Below are 16,863 nucleotides of genomic sequence, written 5' to 3'. Positions count from 1 at the left end.
AATCGGGATTGCTGTACTAACTATATTAAAATTACTTTGTTTCACGGTGTAATGTATGCGAATTACAAGTTTTGCAGAATTTTTTCAATTCTAATCTCTCGGATTTTTCCTGCTTGCCAATCGTCGAATAATTTCTCGAACCACAATCAACGCAGGCAAGAATGGTCTTTTTGCTCATTTTTGACACCCTCAATTGTCCTACTCTTATATCCATAAAAATGTAACATGGCACATACTATATGTCAATAACAAGTGGGAACGTATTCACATAAATTCCATAATTATACCAGTTTAAAATATTACAAGGAAAACTCCCGGATTTCAAGGTATCTTTCAAGCTTTCGCTTTACGCGCTGCAGCGCATTATCAATTGATTTAACATGGCGGTTTAGTTCCTCTGAAATCTCCTGATAAGATTGTCCATCAAGGTAGAGCGCCAGGACCTTCCTTTCTAAATCACTCAATAATTCGGTCATTTTGACTTCAATATGATCGAATTCTTCTTGATTAATGATTAGTTCCTCAGGGTCCAGCACTTTTGTCCCAGATAAAATATCCATTAAGGTCCGGTCTGATTCTTCATCATAAATGGGCTTGTCCAATGATACATAGGAATTTAACGGAATATGCTTTTGCCTTGTTGCTGTTTTGATTGCCGTAATAATTTGGCGGGTAATACATAGCTCTGCAAACGCTTTAAATGAAGTGAGCTTGTCCTCCCGAAAATCACGGATCGCCTTATACAGCCCGATCATACCCTCTTGGACAATATCTTCCTTATCTGCCCCAATTAAAAAGTAGGATCTTGCTTTTGCCCGTACAAAATTTCGATACTTATGGATTAAATAATCCAATGCCGCGCTTTCACCTTGGTGCACTAGATCCACAATTTCCTCGTCTTCCATTGAAAAAAATTGTTCGTTGATTTTTAACCCGAAGTCTGTACTCACTAGATCCCCTCCACCGAACAAGCATAGATACTCTAAGTATACATGATGGCTTTTTTGAGCGTCAATTCTTACTTTTCTCCCCTGCGCCACTTTTCAAATATTTCTGCCATTTCATCGCTAATCTGGATTTTGGCAGCAGGTCTTTTTTCTTGAATTTTCTTTACCCTTTTTTCTATGCCTTTTTCAATTGAAGACATTTCAATCAGTAATTCCCGAGCAGATTTCCTTAGGGCTCCTTGTCCAAAAATCGCCCATTGCTCTGTAAAGTCGGATGTGGCTACGTGAATTTGCGTTTTTCGATTATTGAGGCTGATCGCTAATTTCTCAATCCGCTCATCAGCCGTTTCATTTTTCTTTGTAAAAATCACTTCGACTTTATGATTTTTATGCTTTTTCTCGGTTCCGTGAACATACTGGGCATCAAAAACCACAATCACACGATATCCGGAATAGGCCTGGTATTCTGCCATTTTTTCCACCAAACGATCGCGTGCGGCAGGTAGATCACGTTCTTTTAATTCCCTTAAATCCGGCCAGGCACCGATAATGTTATAGCCATCGACAAGCAGGATATCCATTTCTATCCCTCAAGCGGATGTCTTTTTCGGTATACCTCATACATAAGCAATGACGCTGCAACGGAAGCATTCAAGGATGTTACCTTTCCAGCCATTGGCAAATGAATTAAAAAATCACATTTATCGCGCACAAGCCTGCCCATTCCTTTTCCCTCACTGCCAATTACGAGACCGAGCGGAAGCGTCCCATCAAATTGGCGGTAATCCTGTTTCCCTTTGGCGTCCGTACCGGCAATCCATACGCCTCGTTCCTTTAACTCTTCAATCGTACGGGCCATATTGGTTACACGGACTACAGGGATATATTCAATCGCACCCGTCGAGGCTTTTGCGACGGTTGCCGTTAGTCCCACAGCTCTTCGTTTTGGAATAATAATGCCATGTGCGCCAACCGCATCAGCGGTCCTCATGATAGAACCAAGGTTATGCGGGTCTTCAATTTCGTCTAATAGCAAAAAGAAAGGAGGTTCGTTTTTCTTTTCTGCAGCAGCAAATAAATCATCCATCTCTGCATATTGATAGGCCGCAATATATGCAAGGACCCCTTGGTGATTTTGATCGGTAATTTGATCAATTTTTTTCTTTGGAACAAATTGAACGAGTACGTTTCCTTCTTTTGCGAGCTGAGTAATTTGCTGCATTTGCCCTCGCTGCGAACCCTCTGCAATGAGAATTTTATTGATTTCTCGATTGGATTTAAGTGCTTCAATGATTGGATTTTTTCCGATGATATATTCTTGGGTCATCCTGTTGTTCCTCCTTCCTTTTCGTCTACATAAGAAAATGCCTTTTGAATAAGCTCCTCTAGCCGATTCATTTCCCCTGTTAAATATAAATATCCCATTAATGCTTCAAATGCTGTGCTGTAACGATACGTTTGGACATCCGTATTTTTGGGAACCGTTCCTGACTTTGCGTTTCGCCCCCGCATGATCACAGATGTTTCTTCCTCTGTAAGAATCTGTTCATCCATCAACTGGAACAGAATTTGGCATTGAGCTTTTGCCGAAACATATTTCGTTCCCGTTCGATGTAACTGGTTAGGCCTTACTTTTCCGCTTTGCAGCAGGTGACGCCTTACATAAACTTCAAATACTGCGTCACCCATATAAGCAAGTGCCAAGCTATTTAATTGTTTTGCATCCACATGGTTCTCATAATCAAGCATGAATTATCCTCTTTTCCAGCGTGTACCCTGAGGTGTATCTTCTAAAACAATATTCATCGCTTTTAGCTGATCCCGGATTTGGTCTGCTAATTGGAAATTACGATCCTTGCGGGCTTGAATTCGTTTTTCAAGTAAGGCATCAATTTCTTCGTCCAACATTTCTTCTTTTCCAATCGTTAAACCTAAAACGTGAAACAATTGCTCAAACTCGCTCATGAATTCGTCGATCACAATCTTGGCTGTATTTTTTTCAAGCAAATAATAATTTGCCAACTTTGATAGCTCGAAAAGAACCGATATTGCATTGGCTGTATTGAAATCATCATCCATTTCCTTAATAAACTGCCCGCGTAATTCAGCGATTTTTTCAAGCCATTCTTGATTATTATTCGTTAAGTCGGTACTTGCCTCTTTACGATGCTTTAAATTTTGGTAAGAGGTAGTTAACCGTTCAAATGCAGCCTTCGTACTTTCCAATAATTCTTCACTATAATTGATTGGATTGCGGTAGTGAACAGACAGCATAAAGAATCGTAGTACCTGCGGGTTATGCTTTTTAATAATGTCATGAACCAGGACAAAGTTCCCAAGTGATTTTGACATTTTTTCATTATCAATATTAATATAGCCATTATGCATCCAGTAATTTGCAAATGTTTTTCCAGAAAGTGCTTCTGATTGGGCAATTTCATTTTCATGATGCGGGAAGGTTAAATCCTGTCCTCCGGCATGGATATCAATGGTTTCTCCCAGATACTTTTTCGCCATTGCCGAGCACTCAATATGCCAGCCCGGTCTTCCAATTCCCCATGGACTTTCCCAAAAGATTTCCCCTTCCTTTGCAGCTTTCCAAAGTGCAAAGTCAAGATCATCTTGCTTCTTTTCACCGACTTCAATTCTTGCCCCAACCCGAAGTTCATCAATCGATTGATGTGACAATTTTCCATATTCATCAAACTTTCTTGTACGGAAGTAGACATCTCCCTCCGACTCATAGGCATAGTCTTTTTCAATTAACTCACGGATAAAGTCGATAATGATATCCATATTTTCCATAACACGCGGATGGACGTCGGCTTTTTGGCAGCCCAATTCAGAAACATCCTCAAAGTAGGCATTGATGAAGCGATTGGCAATCGTCGGAACATCTTCCCCTAATTGATTAGCGGCTCGAATCAGCTTATCATCCACATCGGTAAAGTTTGAAACATATTTCACCTCAAAGCCTCTGTATTCTAAATAACGGCGGACGGTATCAAATACAATAGCCGGTCGTGCATTGCCTATATGAATATAATTATAGACCGTTGGACCGCAGACATACATTTTTACCTTTCCTTCTTCTAACGGTACAAACGTTTCCTTTTTTCTTGTTAATGTATTATATAACTGAATGGTCATTAGTTTTACTCCTTTCATCTTCTAGCTCATCTAGATGGTGCTGTAACCGATTAATCTCGTTTTGCATTTCCGATAACCGATCCGCAATTGGATCTGGCAAATCACAGTGATTTAGGTCCCGATTAATTCGTTTTCCATTTTGGATGACTACCCTGCCCGGAACACCCACGACCGTGGAGTTCGGCGGAACCTCTTTTAAAACAACAGAGCCGGCACCAATTTTTGAATTTTCCCCAATTGTAATCGATCCGAGTACTTTTGCCCCTGTGGCAATCAATGCATTATCCTTAATGGTTGGATGACGTTTCCCTTTTTCTTTTCCTGTTCCGCCAAGTGTTACCCCTTGGAAAACCGTTACATTATCCCCTATTTCACAGGTTTCCCCAATGACGACGCCCATGCCATGGTCAATAAAAAATCTTCTGCCTATTTTTGCCCCCGGGTGAATTTCAATTCCGGTAAAAAAACGGCTGGCCTGCGAAATCACCCTCGCAATAAAATAAAATTTTCGCTTATAGAAGGCATGGGCAATTCGATGTGCCCAAATAGCATGTAAACCGGAATACGTTAACACCACCTCAAAATAGCTTCGTGCCGCAGGATCCTGTTCAAAAACAACCTCAACGTCCTCTTTAAATGTTTTAAACAATTTGTTCCCCCCTTTTGTAAAGGCTATTTTCGCATAGATTGTTGTTTTTCGTATAAGTTCATCGACCCGTATAACTATATGCTTCGTGGCATCTTTTCGTATGAATATTTGCGAAAATTGCCTACAAACTTAGTAAATGGACCTTATTATGCTCCAAAAGTAACAAAGTTTACGAAAAGAGCCTTTGTAAAAAAGCAAATTTATCTAATAAAAAAACGCCTCTGTCTGTACGACAGAGACGCTTTAGCGCGGTTCCACTCTGATTAGACCGAAGCTTACGTTTGGTCTCACTCTTCCTGTTAACGGAAAGGTTCCGCCCATATCTACTCTGGATAAATCCCTTTCGAACTGGGGCTCAGAGGTGCATTTCAAAAAATGAGCGGTCTGAACCACTTTCAGCCGGTGATGGTTCTCTCTTTAAAACATCATTTTTTTACTTATCCTCTTCTACACTTTAATGCATATGGAATTTCTTTAATTTTACTATATTATTTTTTTATTTCAATTGTTAACTGATAATTTTATTAATTCTTGCTTGAACTTTTTCTTTTCCTAAAAGTTCAATGGCCTGCGGCAAATCTGGTCCATGTGTTTGACCCGTTACAGCCGCACGAATCGGCATAAAAAGATTTTTACCTTTTTGCCCTGTTGATTTTTGAACAGCCTTCATTGCCGCTTTGATTCCATCTGCTTCAAAGCTTGGGAGCTGGTCCAGTTCATGGGAGAATGCCTTTAACACTTCTGGAACCTGTTCACCAGAAAGAATTTCTCTTGCATCTTCTTCATATTCTGCCGCGTCCTTGAAAAATAACTCGGTTAGCTCGACGATTTCTGCGCCAAAGCTCATTTTTTCCTGGAAAAGAGCAACTAGACTTTTAGCCCATTCCTGCTCGTCTTCTGTCATTTTTTCAGGCAAACGTCCTGCCTTGATTAAATGTGGAACAGCAAGTTGATAAACGCGGTCAATTTCCACCTTTTTCATGTACTGATTGTTCATCCAAGCAAGTTTTTGCTTATCAAATAATGCCGGTGATTTGGAAAGTCGGTCCGCATCAAACAGTTCAATAAATTCTGCTTGCGAATAAATTTCCTCTTCTCCTGCCGGTGACCATCCTAGCAGAGTAATAAAATTAAATAATGCCTCCGGCAGATACCCTAAATCTTCATATTGCTCAATAAATTGAATAATCGATTCATCGCGTTTACTTAATTTTCTTCTGCTCTCATTGACAATTAACGTCATATGTCCGAAAATTGGCGGCTCCCAGCCTAATGCTTCATAAACCACGAGCTGTTTCGGGGTATTTGAAATATGGTCATCTCCGCGTAAAACATGGGAAATTTCCATTAAATAATCATCTACCGCAACGGCAAAGTTATAGGTTGGAGTTCCGTCCTTTTTCACAATTACGTAGTCGCTTATCCCTTCGGATTCGAAGGAAACAACCCCTTTTACCATATCATCAAATGTATAGGTTTTTCCTTGGGGAACCGCAATACGGATGCTTGGCTGACGGCCTTCGCTTTCAAGCTGGCTGCGCTGTTCCGCTGTTAAATGACGGCATTTTCCTGAATATAGAGGGTTTTCTCCTCTAGCGATCTGTGCTTCACGTTCAGCCTCTAACTCTTCTTCCGTGCAATAGCATTTATAAGCTTTACCGCTTTCTAATAATTGCTTGTAATAGGTTTCGTAGATATCATTTCGTTCTGATTGACGGTATGGACCATATTCGCCGCCGATATCGACACTTTCGTCCCAATCCATTCCGAGCCATTTTAAATATTTTAATTGGCTTTCTTCTCCACCGGCAATGTTCCGCTTTTTATCGGTATCCTCAATCCGGATAATAAATTTCCCGCCCTTATTGCGTGCAAACAAATAATTAAATAACGCAGTACGAGCATTTCCAATATGTAAATGTCCGGTTGGACTTGGCGCATACCTTACACGAACTTCATTTGACATGATAATGCCTCCCGTAATCTTCTGTTTTCACTTGATATATTTTACCACTGTGAAGTATAAAGATTAAGCATTTATTTTCTTTAATAACACAACGGCCTGTGCGGCAATTCCTTCTTCTCTTCCGGTAAAGCCAAGTTTTTCTGTTGTGGTAGCTTTTACATTGATCTGGTCAGGCGCAGCCTCCAGTAATTCAGCAATTCTCCCTTTCATCTGCGCAATGTAAGGAGCCATTTTCGGCTTTTGGGCAATGATGGTGCAATCAGCATTCACGAGCTCATAGCCCTTTTCTTTCACAAGTTTCCATACATGCTCCATCAGCTTAGCAGAATCAGCATCCTTAAAATTTGGATCCGTATCAGGAAAGTGCCTGCCGATGTCTCCTTCCCCAATTGCGCCAAGACAGGCATCCGAGACGGTATGTAATAATACATCGGCATCAGAATGACCCAAAAGCCCTTTTTCGTAAGGGATTTTTATGCCGCCGATTATGAGCGGACGTCCTTCCGTTAATTGGTGAACGTCAAAGCCTTGTCCAATTCGAAACATCTTTAAAAACTCCCTTTTCTTTTTTTCAATATTGCTTCGGCAAAAAATAAATCCTCCGGTGTTGTCAGCTTAATATTGTCATAATCTCCTTCCACCATTGTTACGGGGTGGGGGATTCGCTCTACTAAGCTTGCGTCATCTGTCCCTAAAAAGTTTTCACTTTCTGCTTTTTCATAGGCTTCAAGCAAAATGGGCATGCGAAAAGCTTGTGGGGTTTGTACAGCCCACAAGCTAGATCGTTCGACCGTTCCCAGCACCTTTTGATTGCGTACTGTTTTCATCGTATCTTTCGCCGGTACACCAATAATCGCCGCACCTGTTTCTTCCGCTGCCTTGATCAGGCGGTGAATATGTTCTTTTCTGATAAAGGGACGGGCTGCATCATGAACAAGAATAATCCCACCGTCTTTTACAGTTTTCAACGCATGATGGATGCTGTGCTGACGCTCTTTTCCACCCGGTACCAGGCTTTTCACTTTATTAATCTGATATTGTTCCAGCAAGACATTAAAATCAGCTTCATCCTGAGGATGAATCGCTAAAATCATGCCATCACATTGTTCATCCTTTTCGAACACTCTTAGTGTATGGATCAACACAGGTATACCGTTCAGCTCAATTAAAAGCTTATTTTTTCCTGCACCCATTCTTTTTCCCTGACCCGCTGCCGGGAGAATAACCTGGTAGCCCATCATAAAACCCCAATTCTATCTCTCTACGCTTATCATAGTGCTTTTTCCAATAATTTCGGTTTCGCAAAAATCATTCTGCCTGCAGATGTTTGCAGAACACTGGTAACGAGAACCTCAATTCTTTTTCCGATATACTCTCTACCTTCTTCGACAACAATCATCGTTCCGTCATCAAGGTAAGCAACACCCTGATGATACTCTTTCCCATCCTTGATGACCTGCACGGTCAATTCTTCGCCCGGTAGAACCACTGGTTTGACGGCATTGGCTAAATCATTGATGTTTAATACGGTTACGTTCTGTAATTCACAAACTTTATTTAAATTAAAATCATTGGTCACAAGGATGCCGTTTGTCAGTTTAGCAAGCTTGACCAATTTACTGTCCACCTCTTGAATTTCTTCAAAGTCTCCCTCGTAGATCTCAACTTTTATCGCAAGCTCTTTTTGAATACGATTCAAGATATCTAAACCTCTCCGGCCGCGATTTCGTTTTAAAACATCGGATGAATCAGCAATATGCTGCAGTTCCTCCAGTACAAATTGCGGAATGACAATAGTTCCTTCTAAAAATCCCGTCTGGCAAATATCAGCAACCCGTCCATCAATAATGACGCTTGTATCGAGAATTTTCAACTTCTGGATGGCTGCTTTTTCCTGATCCTCTTCACCTGACTTTTTCTTCCCTATCCGGTTTGTAAAGAGATTTAATAACTCATCTCTTTTCTTAAACCCAACCTGAAAACCGAGATAACCGAATAATAAAGTGAGTAGAATAGGAGCAACCGCATTCAAGATTGGCACCTTCACCGCATTAAGCGCAAAACCGATTAAAAAGGCAACTAATAATCCAAAAATTAACCCAATACTACCAAAAAGAACATCCGTTACCGGGATCTTAATTAAAGAGTCCTCCGTCCATTTAATAAATTCATGGACATAATCAACTGCCCAAAAGGTAATAAGATAAAAAATAATTGCACCTATAATAGCAGTGACATATGAGTTACTGACAATCGGAATGTCATTCATATTGATTAATTTAAGTAATTCAGGGATTAATAAGATTCCAAGCGTACCTCCGGTAATGAGGAAGCAAGCTTGAACAATTCGTTTTAACATTCCTTCACCTCCTCTATTTCATTATAAACATATTCATCAATTTGAAACCTTTGTTTCATGATTATTTTTCCAAATTGTAACCATCTTGAAATATATTCCTTTTAAAGTTGTCTTTCTGTGTACAAGCGTTCTTTTAACAATCTAAGGCCCTCTTTAATTTTTCTGGCACGTACTTCTCCTATTCCCTCTACATCATCGAGCTCTTCTACAGTAGCAGTAATAATTTTAGGGAGAGTGCCAAAACGTGTAACAAGATTTTCAACAATCACCGATGGCAGCCGTGGAATTTTATTTAGAATCCGGTATCCCCTTGGGTTTTTATTTTCATCGAGATGTACATATCCTTGATAGCCCATCATTTTCAATAATACCATATCTTCCATGGTTTCATTATTGGCCAAGACTTGCAATCGGCTGAGGACCTCCTGCACTTTCATTTCCCGCTCAAACGCATAATCCTTAAGGATTAACATCATTTCCTCTTCCAGCTCCGGCAAAATTTCATTGATTTGCAGACGGATTAGCCTTCCTTCTGTACCGAGTTCGTTTAAATAAGTCAGTAATTCATTTTTTATTTTTAACACCATTTCAAACCGATGAAGGACTAGTAAAAAATCGGTATAGGTGACAGACTCCTCAAATTCTAAAATACTTAAGTTCGTAATACTTTCTTGTAAGACAGCCTTATATTTTTCAAGTGTTTGCACTGCTTGGTTGGCCTTCGTTAAAATCACACCGATATCCCTAAGTGCATAGCGGAAGTTCCCCTGATAGAGGGTAATAACATTTCTTCTTTGGGAAATCGCAATAACGAGGGCTTTTGTTTGTTTGGCTACCCGTTCTGCAGTACGGTGGCGCATCCCCGTTTCTGAGGAGGGCACAGTCGGATCCGGTGCAAGATGGGCATTGGCAAAGAGGATTTTTGTGCCTAATTCATTGAGAATAATCGCTCCATCCATTTTAGCAAGCTCATATAAAAAGCTTGGTGAAAAGGTGCAGTTCACCTGAAAACCGCCGTCCACAAGACTTTTCACCTTATCATTGTACCCAACCACTATCAGTCCCCCGGTGTTGGCCCGAAGTACGTTATCGATTCCTTCACGAATGGGTGTTCCTGGTGCAATAAATTGCAATACTTCACTTACAGATTGCTCACCAAGCCTTTTAATTTCCATCGCCTACCCTCCCAGTGCTGCTTTAAGGGCTTCACTTACAGATGAAACCCCGATTAATTGGATTTCTTTTGGTCCTGTCCATCCGCTTAAATTATTAGCAGGTAAAATCACGCGCTCAAATCCAAGCTTTGCTGCCTCTTGAACGCGCTGCTCAATTCTAGATACCCTTCTAACTTCACCCGTTAACCCTACTTCCCCAATAATACAGTCCGTTGGCCTTGTCGGCTGATCGCGAAAGCTTGAGGCAATGCTGACTGCAATTGCCAGGTCAATGGCCGGCTCATCCAGCTTTACTCCGCCAGCTACCTTTAAATAGGCATCTTGATTGGCGAGCAGCATGCCGACACGCTTTTCCAAAACAGCCATTAAAAGCGGAACTCGGTTATGGTCGATTCCTGTAGCCATTCTTCTTGGGTTCCCGAAGCTTGTAGGGGAGATAAGTGCTTGAATTTCAACTAATACCGGTCGTGTCCCTTCCATCGAAGCAACAACTGTCGATCCGGCTGCACCTCTTGAACGCTCCTCTAGAAAAATTTCCGAAGGGTTCGCCACTTCTTCGAGACCAGCCTCTTTCATTTCAAAAATCCCCATTTCATTTGTGGAGCCAAAGCGGTTTTTCACGGCACGTATAATCCGATACGTATGATGCCGTTCTCCTTCGAAATATAAGACAGTATCAACCATATGCTCTAATAATCTTGGACCTGCAATCGAGCCCTCTTTGGTTACATGCCCGACAATGAAAATAGCAATTCCCTTTGTCTTTCCAATCCTCATTAATTCAGCCGTACACTCCCGGACCTGCGAAACGCTTCCCGGGGCTGAAGTAACATCAGGATGGTAGATTGTCTGAATCGAATCAATGATGACGAAGGCTGGATTCGCAGCTTCGATGGTACGGTTAATTTCCTCCAGGCTGGTTTCCGAATACACAAATAAATTTTCGGAGGATATCTCTAAGCGCTCAGCACGAAGTTTGGTCTGCTTTAGTGATTCTTCTCCGGATATGTATAAAACCTTATTTCCATTATGGGCAAGCTGTGAAGATACTTGTAAAAGAAGTGTTGATTTACCAATTCCCGGGTCACCGCCAATTAGGACCAATGATCCCCGGACAATTCCACCGCCAAGCACTCGGTTAAGCTCGGTCAAATTGGTTAAAATTCTTGGCTCACTGCTAGTTTCAATTGACGTAATCGACATGGGCTTCGAAGGGATCGCCGCACCGCCCCCAGCATGTGCAAATGCTCCTCTTCGATTTCCGCCCGTTACTTCTACTTCTTCGACCATCTTATTCCACTGCCCGCATCCCGGGCATTTCCCCATCCATTTTGGGGATTCATATCCGCATTCCTGACACATAAATTTGGTTTTTCGCTTTACCATAACTTTTACCTCTTTTGCCTTAAATGATCCATATTTTTATTGTACAACAAACTAACGCTTGGATAAATATGTAAAAATAAAGAGGCACACGATCAACGATATTCACGTGTACCTCTTCTTGTGTTTTTACGATTGTACCCTTTATGAATTTATTTTGCCAGGCTTGTTTTTTCCGCCGTTCTTACAATAAATTCACCATTATTCACATCAATTATAACACTCTGGCCTGTTAATACTGTACCTTTAAGCAGCTCCTCAGATAAGCGATCTTCAATATGTTTCTGAATGGCGCGGCGTAGTGGTCTTGCCCCATATTCCGGATCATATCCTTCTAGGCATATCTTATCCTTCGCAGCATCCGTTAACTCTAGCTCAATATTTTGTTCTTTTAAGCGTTTTGTCAACTGCTCAGACAATAATGTAACAATTTCTTGAAGGTGCTTCCGCTCTAAAGCATGGAAGACAATGATTTCATCAATCCGGTTTAAGAATTCTGGACGGAAGGCCTTTTTCAATTCTTCCATCACTTTCCCCTTCATGTCTTTATAATCCTGCTCACCATCCTGGATATTAAAGCCGACATATTTATTGCGTTTCAATGCCTCGGCCCCCACGTTGGATGTCATAATCAAGACGGTATTACGGAAATCAACCGTTCTTCCTTTTGAGTCAGTTAAGCGGCCATCCTCAAGAACCTGCAAGAGGATATTGAAAACATCCGGATGAGCCTTTTCAATTTCATCTAGCAAAATAACCGAATAAGGTTTTCTTCTTACTTTTTCCGTCAATTGACCGCCTTCCTCATAGCCGACATATCCCGGAGGGGAACCGACAAGACGGGAAGTGGAGTGTTTCTCCATGTATTCAGACATATCAATCCGAATCATTGACTCTTCATCACCAAACATCGCTTCTGCAAGTGCACGTGCCAGCTCTGTTTTCCCGACACCGGTAGGTCCTAGGAAGACAAATGAGCCGATTGGGCGTTTGGGATCCTTTAATCCTGCCCGTGCACGGCGGACCGCTTTCGAAACCGCCTTAACCGCTTCCTCTTGGCCAATGACACGAGAATGTAGAATTTCCTCTAAATTAAGGAGCTTTTCTGTTTCAGTTTGAGCTAATCTTGAGACCGGAACTCCAGTCCAGCTAGAAACGACATTCGCGATATCTTCAACCGTAACCTCGTTATTTTCTTTGCCTTGTTTTTCTTTCCATGTTTTCTTGGTTTCCTCAAGCTGTTCGCGCAGGCGTTGCTCTGTATCCCTTAAGGATGCTGCTTTTTCAAATTCCTGGCTTTGTACTGCAGCATCTTTTTCCTTCCGGACATCCTCAAGCTTTACTTCTAGTTCCTTTAAATTTGGAGGAGTCGTATAAGAACGTAAGCGTACTTTCGAACCGGCTTCATCGATCAAGTCAATCGCTTTATCCGGCAGGAACCGGTCAGAAATATAGCGATCGGATAATTTAACAGCTGCTTCAATCGCTTCATCTGTAATCGATACACGATGATGTGCCTCATAGCGGTCACGCAATCCTTGTAAAATTTGAACCGATTCTTCTGCAGTTGGTTCATCCACGCGAATTGGCTGAAAACGCCGCTCTAACGCAGCATCCTTTTCAATATATTTACGATACTCATCAAGAGTGGTGGCGCCGATACACTGAAGCTCACCTCGTGCAAGGGAAGGTTTTAGAATATTAGAGGCGTCAATGGCACCTTCAGCACCGCCGGCTCCGATTAATGTGTGTAATTCATCAATAAACAGAATAATATTGCCTGCTTGACGGATTTCATCCATTACCTTTTTTAAACGGTCCTCAAATTCACCGCGATATTTTGTACCCGCAACAACCGTTCCCATGTCTAACGTCATAACTCTTTTATCACGAAGAATCTCAGGAACTTCATTATTTACAATTTGCTGTGCAAGCCCTTCTGCTATTGCGGTTTTACCGACACCAGGTTCCCCGATTAAAACAGGGTTATTTTTTGTCCGGCGGCTTAATACCTCAATAACACGCTGGATTTCTTTACTGCGGCCGATCACAGGGTCAAGGCTTCCTTCCCTTGCGATTGCTGTTAAATCTCTCGCAAGGCTGTCAAGTGTTGGGGTATTGGCGCTGACAGAAGCACCGCCCTGATGTCCGCCCGACTCATTGCTGCCAAGTAATTGCAGAACCTGTTGGCGCGCCTTATTCAAGCTTACACCTAGATTGTTAAGAACCCGTGCTGCAACTCCTTCCCCTTCACGAATAAGACCAAGGAGAATATGTTCCGTTCCGACGTATGAATGGCCAAGCTTTCTTGCTTCATCCATCGATAGTTCAATTACTTTTTTTGCTCTTGGTGTATAGTGAATCGTTTGCGGAACTTCCTGCCCTTTTCCAATTAAGTTTTCAACTTCTTTTTGGATTTTATCAGAACCTAAACCTAGTCCATACAGTGCTTTTGCGGCAATTCCTTCCCCTTCACGAACCAGCCCTAATAAAATATGTTCTGTACCAATATTATTATGGCCAAGACGGATGGCTTCCTCTTGCGCTAACGCTAATACCTTTTGAGCTCTTTCTGTAAATCGTCCGAACATCATATTCTCTTCCTCCTCACCTATTATCGGTTTCCATTTTTATTCGTTCCCTGATTAAAGCTGCACGCCTTATATCTCTTTCATGCGGCCGCAACGGTCCGCCTGCATACTGCTGTAAGAATCCCGGTTGTGCTGAGATCATTAATTCAGTTAACATATTTTGAGGCATATTCGTGATATATCCCATATCAATTCCAAGCTGTACGTCAGATAAACATTTAGCAGCTTCCTTCGATTCGATAATTCGGCTATTGGATAATACTCCGAAGGATCTGAATACCCTGTCTTCTAATTGTATGTTTGAAGTTTTGCGTAATGCTTCACGAGCAGACCTTTCCTGTGAAATTAACTGACTAACAACCCCCTTTAAATCACGGCAGATATCTTCTTCTGATTTCCCAAGAGTAATTTGATTGGATATTTGAAAAATATTTCCTAATGCTTCACTGCCCTCTCCATAAATCCCTCTGACTACAAGTCCTAATTGATTAATGGCCGGGATAATCCGATTCATTTGCTGCGTTAAGATTAACCCCGGTAAATGCATCATGACGGAGGCACGAAGACCGGTTCCAACATTTGTAGGACAGCTAGTTAAATAGCCGTGTTTTTCATCAAATGCATATTGAATACGGCTTTCAAGCCAGTCATCAATTTCATTTGCAGCTTCAAGTGCTTCTTTTAGCTGCAAACCGGGAAACAAACATTGAATACGGATATGATCCTCTTCATTAACCATAATACTAACTTCTTCATTTTCGGTTAAAAGAACAGCTCCATATGGTGAATCTTCTGCAAGAAGAGGACTGATTAAATGTTTTTCAACTAAAACTAATTTTTGAAGAGGCTGGAGGTCATTGACCTTTATTAATTCCATTTGCCCAAACTTCGTGATAATTTCCTTATTTAAAACTTCCTCCATATTGGCAATAATCTCTTTCGCTTCTTCATGCGAAAATAATGTTGGAAATTTATAATCTTCAAAGTTTCGGGCTAAGCGAATTCGTGAACTAAGGACAATATCTGAATCAGGTCCATCCTGCCTCATCCACGAACTAAGGGCTTGATTAATAAATCGTTCAAGCGGCATGTTATTCCCCTCCCCCTTGACTCTCCATTAACTGTTTTTCAAGCGTACGAATCTCATCCCGTACTTCAGCTGCCTGTTCAAACTCTTCATGGGTAATTAAATCCCTTAAATCATTTTTTAATTCGTCAATTTGCTTTCGAAGATGAATGCCGCCACCGATTCTTTTTGGTATCTTTCCGCTATGGGACCAGTTTCCGCTGTGGAGCCGTTTTAAAACAGGTTTTAGCTGGTCCTTAAAGGTTTCATAACAATGTGCACAACCAAAGCGCCCAATTTTTAAGAACTGAGGAAACGTCATCGAGCAATGGCTGCATTGAAGAATTTCCTCCTGATGAAAAGGACTCTTTTCCTGCTTTTGAAAGGAAGGATCAATATTCAGCAGTCCGGCCAATAAATTATTGAAGGCAAAACTCGAGCCTCCATTTAACATAAACATATTTCCTTTTTCCTGTGCACACTTCTCACAAAGATGAACCTCTGTTTTTTCGCCATTAACAATTTTTGTAAAATGGAGTGCTGCAGGCCTTTGATTACATTCCTGGCATATCATACTCATCACCCCTCCAGCTGACATCATTATTTATATTTTAAGGAAGTTAACATTGCCTTTAACATTCTTGCCCGTAATTCGTCACGGTACGGAAGTTCAATATATAAAACGGAACGGTCAATAACACTTAACATAATTTTTGCTTCCCGTTTTGTAATAATTTCTTCATGTACAAGCCTGAGAATGACATCTTCAGCACTTGTCTGACTGATTCGGTCCTCTATAAGTGAAATTAAGTGATGGATTAAATCGGCAAATTCATGTGATTGTACCTTCATAATTCGTATATACCCACCACCGCCACGTTTACTTTCCACAATATATCCTCTTTCAATGGTAAAACGGGTATTGATTACGTAATTAATTTGTGATGGCACACATTGAAATTTATCTGCAATCTCACTTCGTTTAATTTCAACGAGGTCCTGTTCGCTTTTTTCTAACACTGCTTTTAAATAATTTTCAATAATGTCGGAGATGTTTCTCATCTTCCTAACTGGCTCCAGGCTTATTTGATTTTATTTCAATATCTATGCCGCAGCCAGGATTCACCTCCTTTTTCTTGATTTATAAATTATTGTTTAGCTTGTGTTTCTGACTTTGACTATATTTGACATTAATTATACTGAAAAGCGTTTGAAGTTTCAACAATCAGATACTAATGATTTTCTCCAAATCTCGTCATTGTGAAACGTGGGGGTGGGTAAAATGTTTGGGAATATTTGTATGCAGTTAGGTATAGGGGGGTTGGGGCGAGTTTTTGACTAGGATTCAGTTCACCCTCCCATCCCCCTCAAAGATAGTAATTAAATCCTTAAAACATAAAAAAGAACAACCCATATCAGGTTGTTCTTCATTTTGCCTGGCAACGTCCTACTCTCACAGGGGGACAGCCCCCAACTACCATCGGCGCTGAGAAGCTTAACTTCCGTGTTCGGTATGGGAACGGGTGTGACCTTCTCGCCATTATTGCCAGACTATTTATTTGAGGTATCATTCCCTC

17 protein-coding genes, 1 rRNA gene and 1 other annotated feature are annotated in these 16,863 nt (G+C 41.1%); all 18 genes read right to left on the bottom strand.

The window, feature by feature from the left end:
• Positions 1–31 precede the first annotated feature (31 nt).
• Entirely contained in the window at positions 32–178 is a 147-nt protein-coding gene (gene rpmG / locus J2Y67_RS24480; RefSeq protein ID WP_310178241.1) for a 50S ribosomal protein L33, read from the bottom strand.
• 121 nt (positions 179–299) lie between these two features.
• Complete coding sequence (sigH, locus tag J2Y67_RS24475; protein WP_396954138.1) at positions 300–905, bottom strand: RNA polymerase sporulation sigma factor SigH; 606 nt, start codon at positions 903–905, stop codon at positions 300–302.
• 113 nt (positions 906–1,018) lie between these two features.
• On the bottom strand, positions 1,019–1,528 hold the full coding sequence (locus J2Y67_RS24470; RefSeq protein ID WP_310178236.1) for an NYN domain-containing protein: 510 nt from the start codon (positions 1,526–1,528) through the stop codon (positions 1,019–1,021).
• Between the two features lie 2 nt (positions 1,529–1,530).
• Entirely contained in the window at positions 1,531–2,274 is a 744-nt protein-coding gene (gene rlmB, locus J2Y67_RS24465; RefSeq protein WP_310178233.1) for a 23S rRNA (guanosine(2251)-2'-O)-methyltransferase RlmB, read from the bottom strand.
• The gene (locus J2Y67_RS24460) at positions 2,271–2,696 is read right to left on the bottom strand and encodes a Mini-ribonuclease 3 (protein WP_310178230.1); all 426 of its coding nucleotides are present in this window, start codon (positions 2,694–2,696) and stop codon (positions 2,271–2,273) included. The genes rlmB and J2Y67_RS24460 overlap by 4 nt, the downstream gene beginning before the upstream one ends.
• Before the next feature lie 3 nt (positions 2,697–2,699).
• A complete protein-coding gene (cysS, locus tag J2Y67_RS24455; protein WP_310178227.1) occupies positions 2,700–4,097 on the bottom strand; it encodes a cysteine--tRNA ligase in 1,398 nt (465 codons plus the stop codon).
• Positions 4,078–4,746 carry a serine O-acetyltransferase gene (cysE, locus tag J2Y67_RS24450; RefSeq protein WP_310178224.1) on the bottom strand — a complete coding sequence of 223 codons (669 nt, stop codon included), beginning with the start codon at positions 4,744–4,746 and terminating at the stop codon, positions 4,078–4,080. The genes cysS and cysE overlap by 20 nt, the downstream gene beginning before the upstream one ends.
• A 231-nt stretch (positions 4,747–4,977) precedes the next feature.
• Positions 4,978–5,205 (bottom strand) — a binding site (T-box leader).
• A 49-nt stretch (positions 5,206–5,254) separates the two neighbouring features.
• Positions 5,255–6,712 carry a glutamate--tRNA ligase gene (gene gltX / locus J2Y67_RS24445; protein ID WP_310178221.1) on the bottom strand — a complete coding sequence of 486 codons (1,458 nt, stop codon included), beginning with the start codon at positions 6,710–6,712 and terminating at the stop codon, positions 5,255–5,257.
• A 63-nt stretch (positions 6,713–6,775) separates the two neighbouring features.
• Positions 6,776–7,258 carry a 2-C-methyl-D-erythritol 2,4-cyclodiphosphate synthase gene (gene ispF / locus J2Y67_RS24440; RefSeq protein WP_310178217.1) on the bottom strand — a complete coding sequence of 161 codons (483 nt, stop codon included), beginning with the start codon at positions 7,256–7,258 and terminating at the stop codon, positions 6,776–6,778.
• A gap of 2 nt (positions 7,259–7,260) precedes the next feature.
• Positions 7,261–7,950: a 2-C-methyl-D-erythritol 4-phosphate cytidylyltransferase gene (gene ispD / locus J2Y67_RS24435; RefSeq protein ID WP_310178213.1), complete on the bottom strand. Its 690-nt coding sequence runs from the start codon at positions 7,948–7,950 to the stop codon at positions 7,261–7,263.
• 32 nt (positions 7,951–7,982) lie between these two features.
• Complete coding sequence (locus J2Y67_RS24430) at positions 7,983–9,071, bottom strand: PIN/TRAM domain-containing protein (protein ID WP_310178212.1); 1,089 nt, start codon at positions 9,069–9,071, stop codon at positions 7,983–7,985.
• A gap of 101 nt (positions 9,072–9,172) precedes the next feature.
• A complete protein-coding gene (disA, locus tag J2Y67_RS24425; RefSeq protein WP_310178210.1) occupies positions 9,173–10,246 on the bottom strand; it encodes a DNA integrity scanning diadenylate cyclase DisA in 1,074 nt (357 codons plus the stop codon).
• 3 nt (positions 10,247–10,249) lie between these two features.
• Positions 10,250–11,632: a DNA repair protein RadA gene (gene radA, locus J2Y67_RS24420; RefSeq protein ID WP_310178208.1), complete on the bottom strand. Its 1,383-nt coding sequence runs from the start codon at positions 11,630–11,632 to the stop codon at positions 10,250–10,252.
• A 149-nt stretch (positions 11,633–11,781) separates the two neighbouring features.
• Positions 11,782–14,223: an ATP-dependent protease ATP-binding subunit ClpC gene (gene clpC / locus J2Y67_RS24415; protein ID WP_310178205.1), complete on the bottom strand. Its 2,442-nt coding sequence runs from the start codon at positions 14,221–14,223 to the stop codon at positions 11,782–11,784.
• Positions 14,224–14,236: 13 nt separating this feature from the next.
• Positions 14,237–15,310, bottom strand: a complete 1,074-nt coding sequence (locus tag J2Y67_RS24410) for a protein arginine kinase (protein WP_310178203.1) — start codon at positions 15,308–15,310, stop codon at positions 14,237–14,239.
• Position 15,311: 1 nt separating this feature from the next.
• Positions 15,312–15,860: a UvrB/UvrC motif-containing protein gene (locus tag J2Y67_RS24405; protein WP_310178323.1), complete on the bottom strand. Its 549-nt coding sequence runs from the start codon at positions 15,858–15,860 to the stop codon at positions 15,312–15,314.
• A gap of 26 nt (positions 15,861–15,886) precedes the next feature.
• Positions 15,887–16,348: a CtsR family transcriptional regulator gene (locus tag J2Y67_RS24400; protein WP_310178201.1), complete on the bottom strand. Its 462-nt coding sequence runs from the start codon at positions 16,346–16,348 to the stop codon at positions 15,887–15,889.
• A gap of 372 nt (positions 16,349–16,720) precedes the next feature.
• Positions 16,721–16,837: ribosomal RNA gene (gene rrf, locus J2Y67_RS24395) — 5S ribosomal RNA — on the bottom strand.
• Positions 16,838–16,863: the final 26 nt, after the last annotated feature.

It is taken from the genome of Neobacillus niacini, from assembly GCF_031456445.1.
Taxonomy (GTDB): domain Bacteria; phylum Bacillota; class Bacilli; order Bacillales; family Cytobacillaceae; genus Neobacillus; species Neobacillus niacini_I.
This window is presented reverse-complemented; position numbering and strand designations above follow the sequence as displayed.

Bases quoted from the DNA above. Each gene is read 5' to 3' on its own strand.
- J2Y67_RS24430 (WP_310178212.1), bottom strand. From the start codon at position 9,071: ATGTTAAAACGAATTGTTCAAGCTTGCTTCCTCATTACCGGAGGTACG.
- gltX (WP_310178221.1), bottom strand. From the start codon at position 6,712: ATGTCAAATGAAGTTCGTGTAAGGTATGCGCCAAGTCCAACCGGACAT.
- cysS (WP_310178227.1), bottom strand. From the start codon at position 4,097: ATGACCATTCAGTTATATAATACATTAACAAGAAAAAAGGAAACGTTT.
- J2Y67_RS24470 (WP_310178236.1), bottom strand. From the start codon at position 1,528: ATGGATATCCTGCTTGTCGATGGCTATAACATTATCGGTGCCTGGCCG.
- J2Y67_RS24400 (WP_310178201.1), bottom strand. From the start codon at position 16,348: ATGAGAAACATCTCCGACATTATTGAAAATTATTTAAAAGCAGTGTTA.
- sigH (WP_396954138.1), bottom strand. From the start codon at position 905: ATGGAAGACGAGGAAATTGTGGATCTAGTGCACCAAGGTGAAAGCGCG.
- rlmB (WP_310178233.1), bottom strand. From the start codon at position 2,274: ATGACCCAAGAATATATCATCGGAAAAAATCCAATCATTGAAGCACTT.
- clpC (WP_310178205.1), bottom strand. From the start codon at position 14,223: ATGATGTTCGGACGATTTACAGAAAGAGCTCAAAAGGTATTAGCGTTA.
- rpmG (WP_310178241.1), bottom strand. From the start codon at position 178: ATGAGCAAAAAGACCATTCTTGCCTGCGTTGATTGTGGTTCGAGAAAT.
- J2Y67_RS24410 (WP_310178203.1), bottom strand. From the start codon at position 15,310: ATGCCGCTTGAACGATTTATTAATCAAGCCCTTAGTTCGTGGATGAGG.
- radA (WP_310178208.1), bottom strand. From the start codon at position 11,632: ATGGTAAAGCGAAAAACCAAATTTATGTGTCAGGAATGCGGATATGAA.
- J2Y67_RS24405 (WP_310178323.1), bottom strand. From the start codon at position 15,860: ATGATATGCCAGGAATGTAATCAAAGGCCTGCAGCACTCCATTTTACA.
- J2Y67_RS24460 (WP_310178230.1), bottom strand. From the start codon at position 2,696: ATGCTTGATTATGAGAACCATGTGGATGCAAAACAATTAAATAGCTTG.
- ispD (WP_310178213.1), bottom strand. From the start codon at position 7,950: ATGGGCTACCAGGTTATTCTCCCGGCAGCGGGTCAGGGAAAAAGAATG.
- ispF (WP_310178217.1), bottom strand. From the start codon at position 7,258: ATGTTTCGAATTGGACAAGGCTTTGACGTTCACCAATTAACGGAAGGA.
- disA (WP_310178210.1), bottom strand. From the start codon at position 10,246: ATGGAAATTAAAAGGCTTGGTGAGCAATCTGTAAGTGAAGTATTGCAA.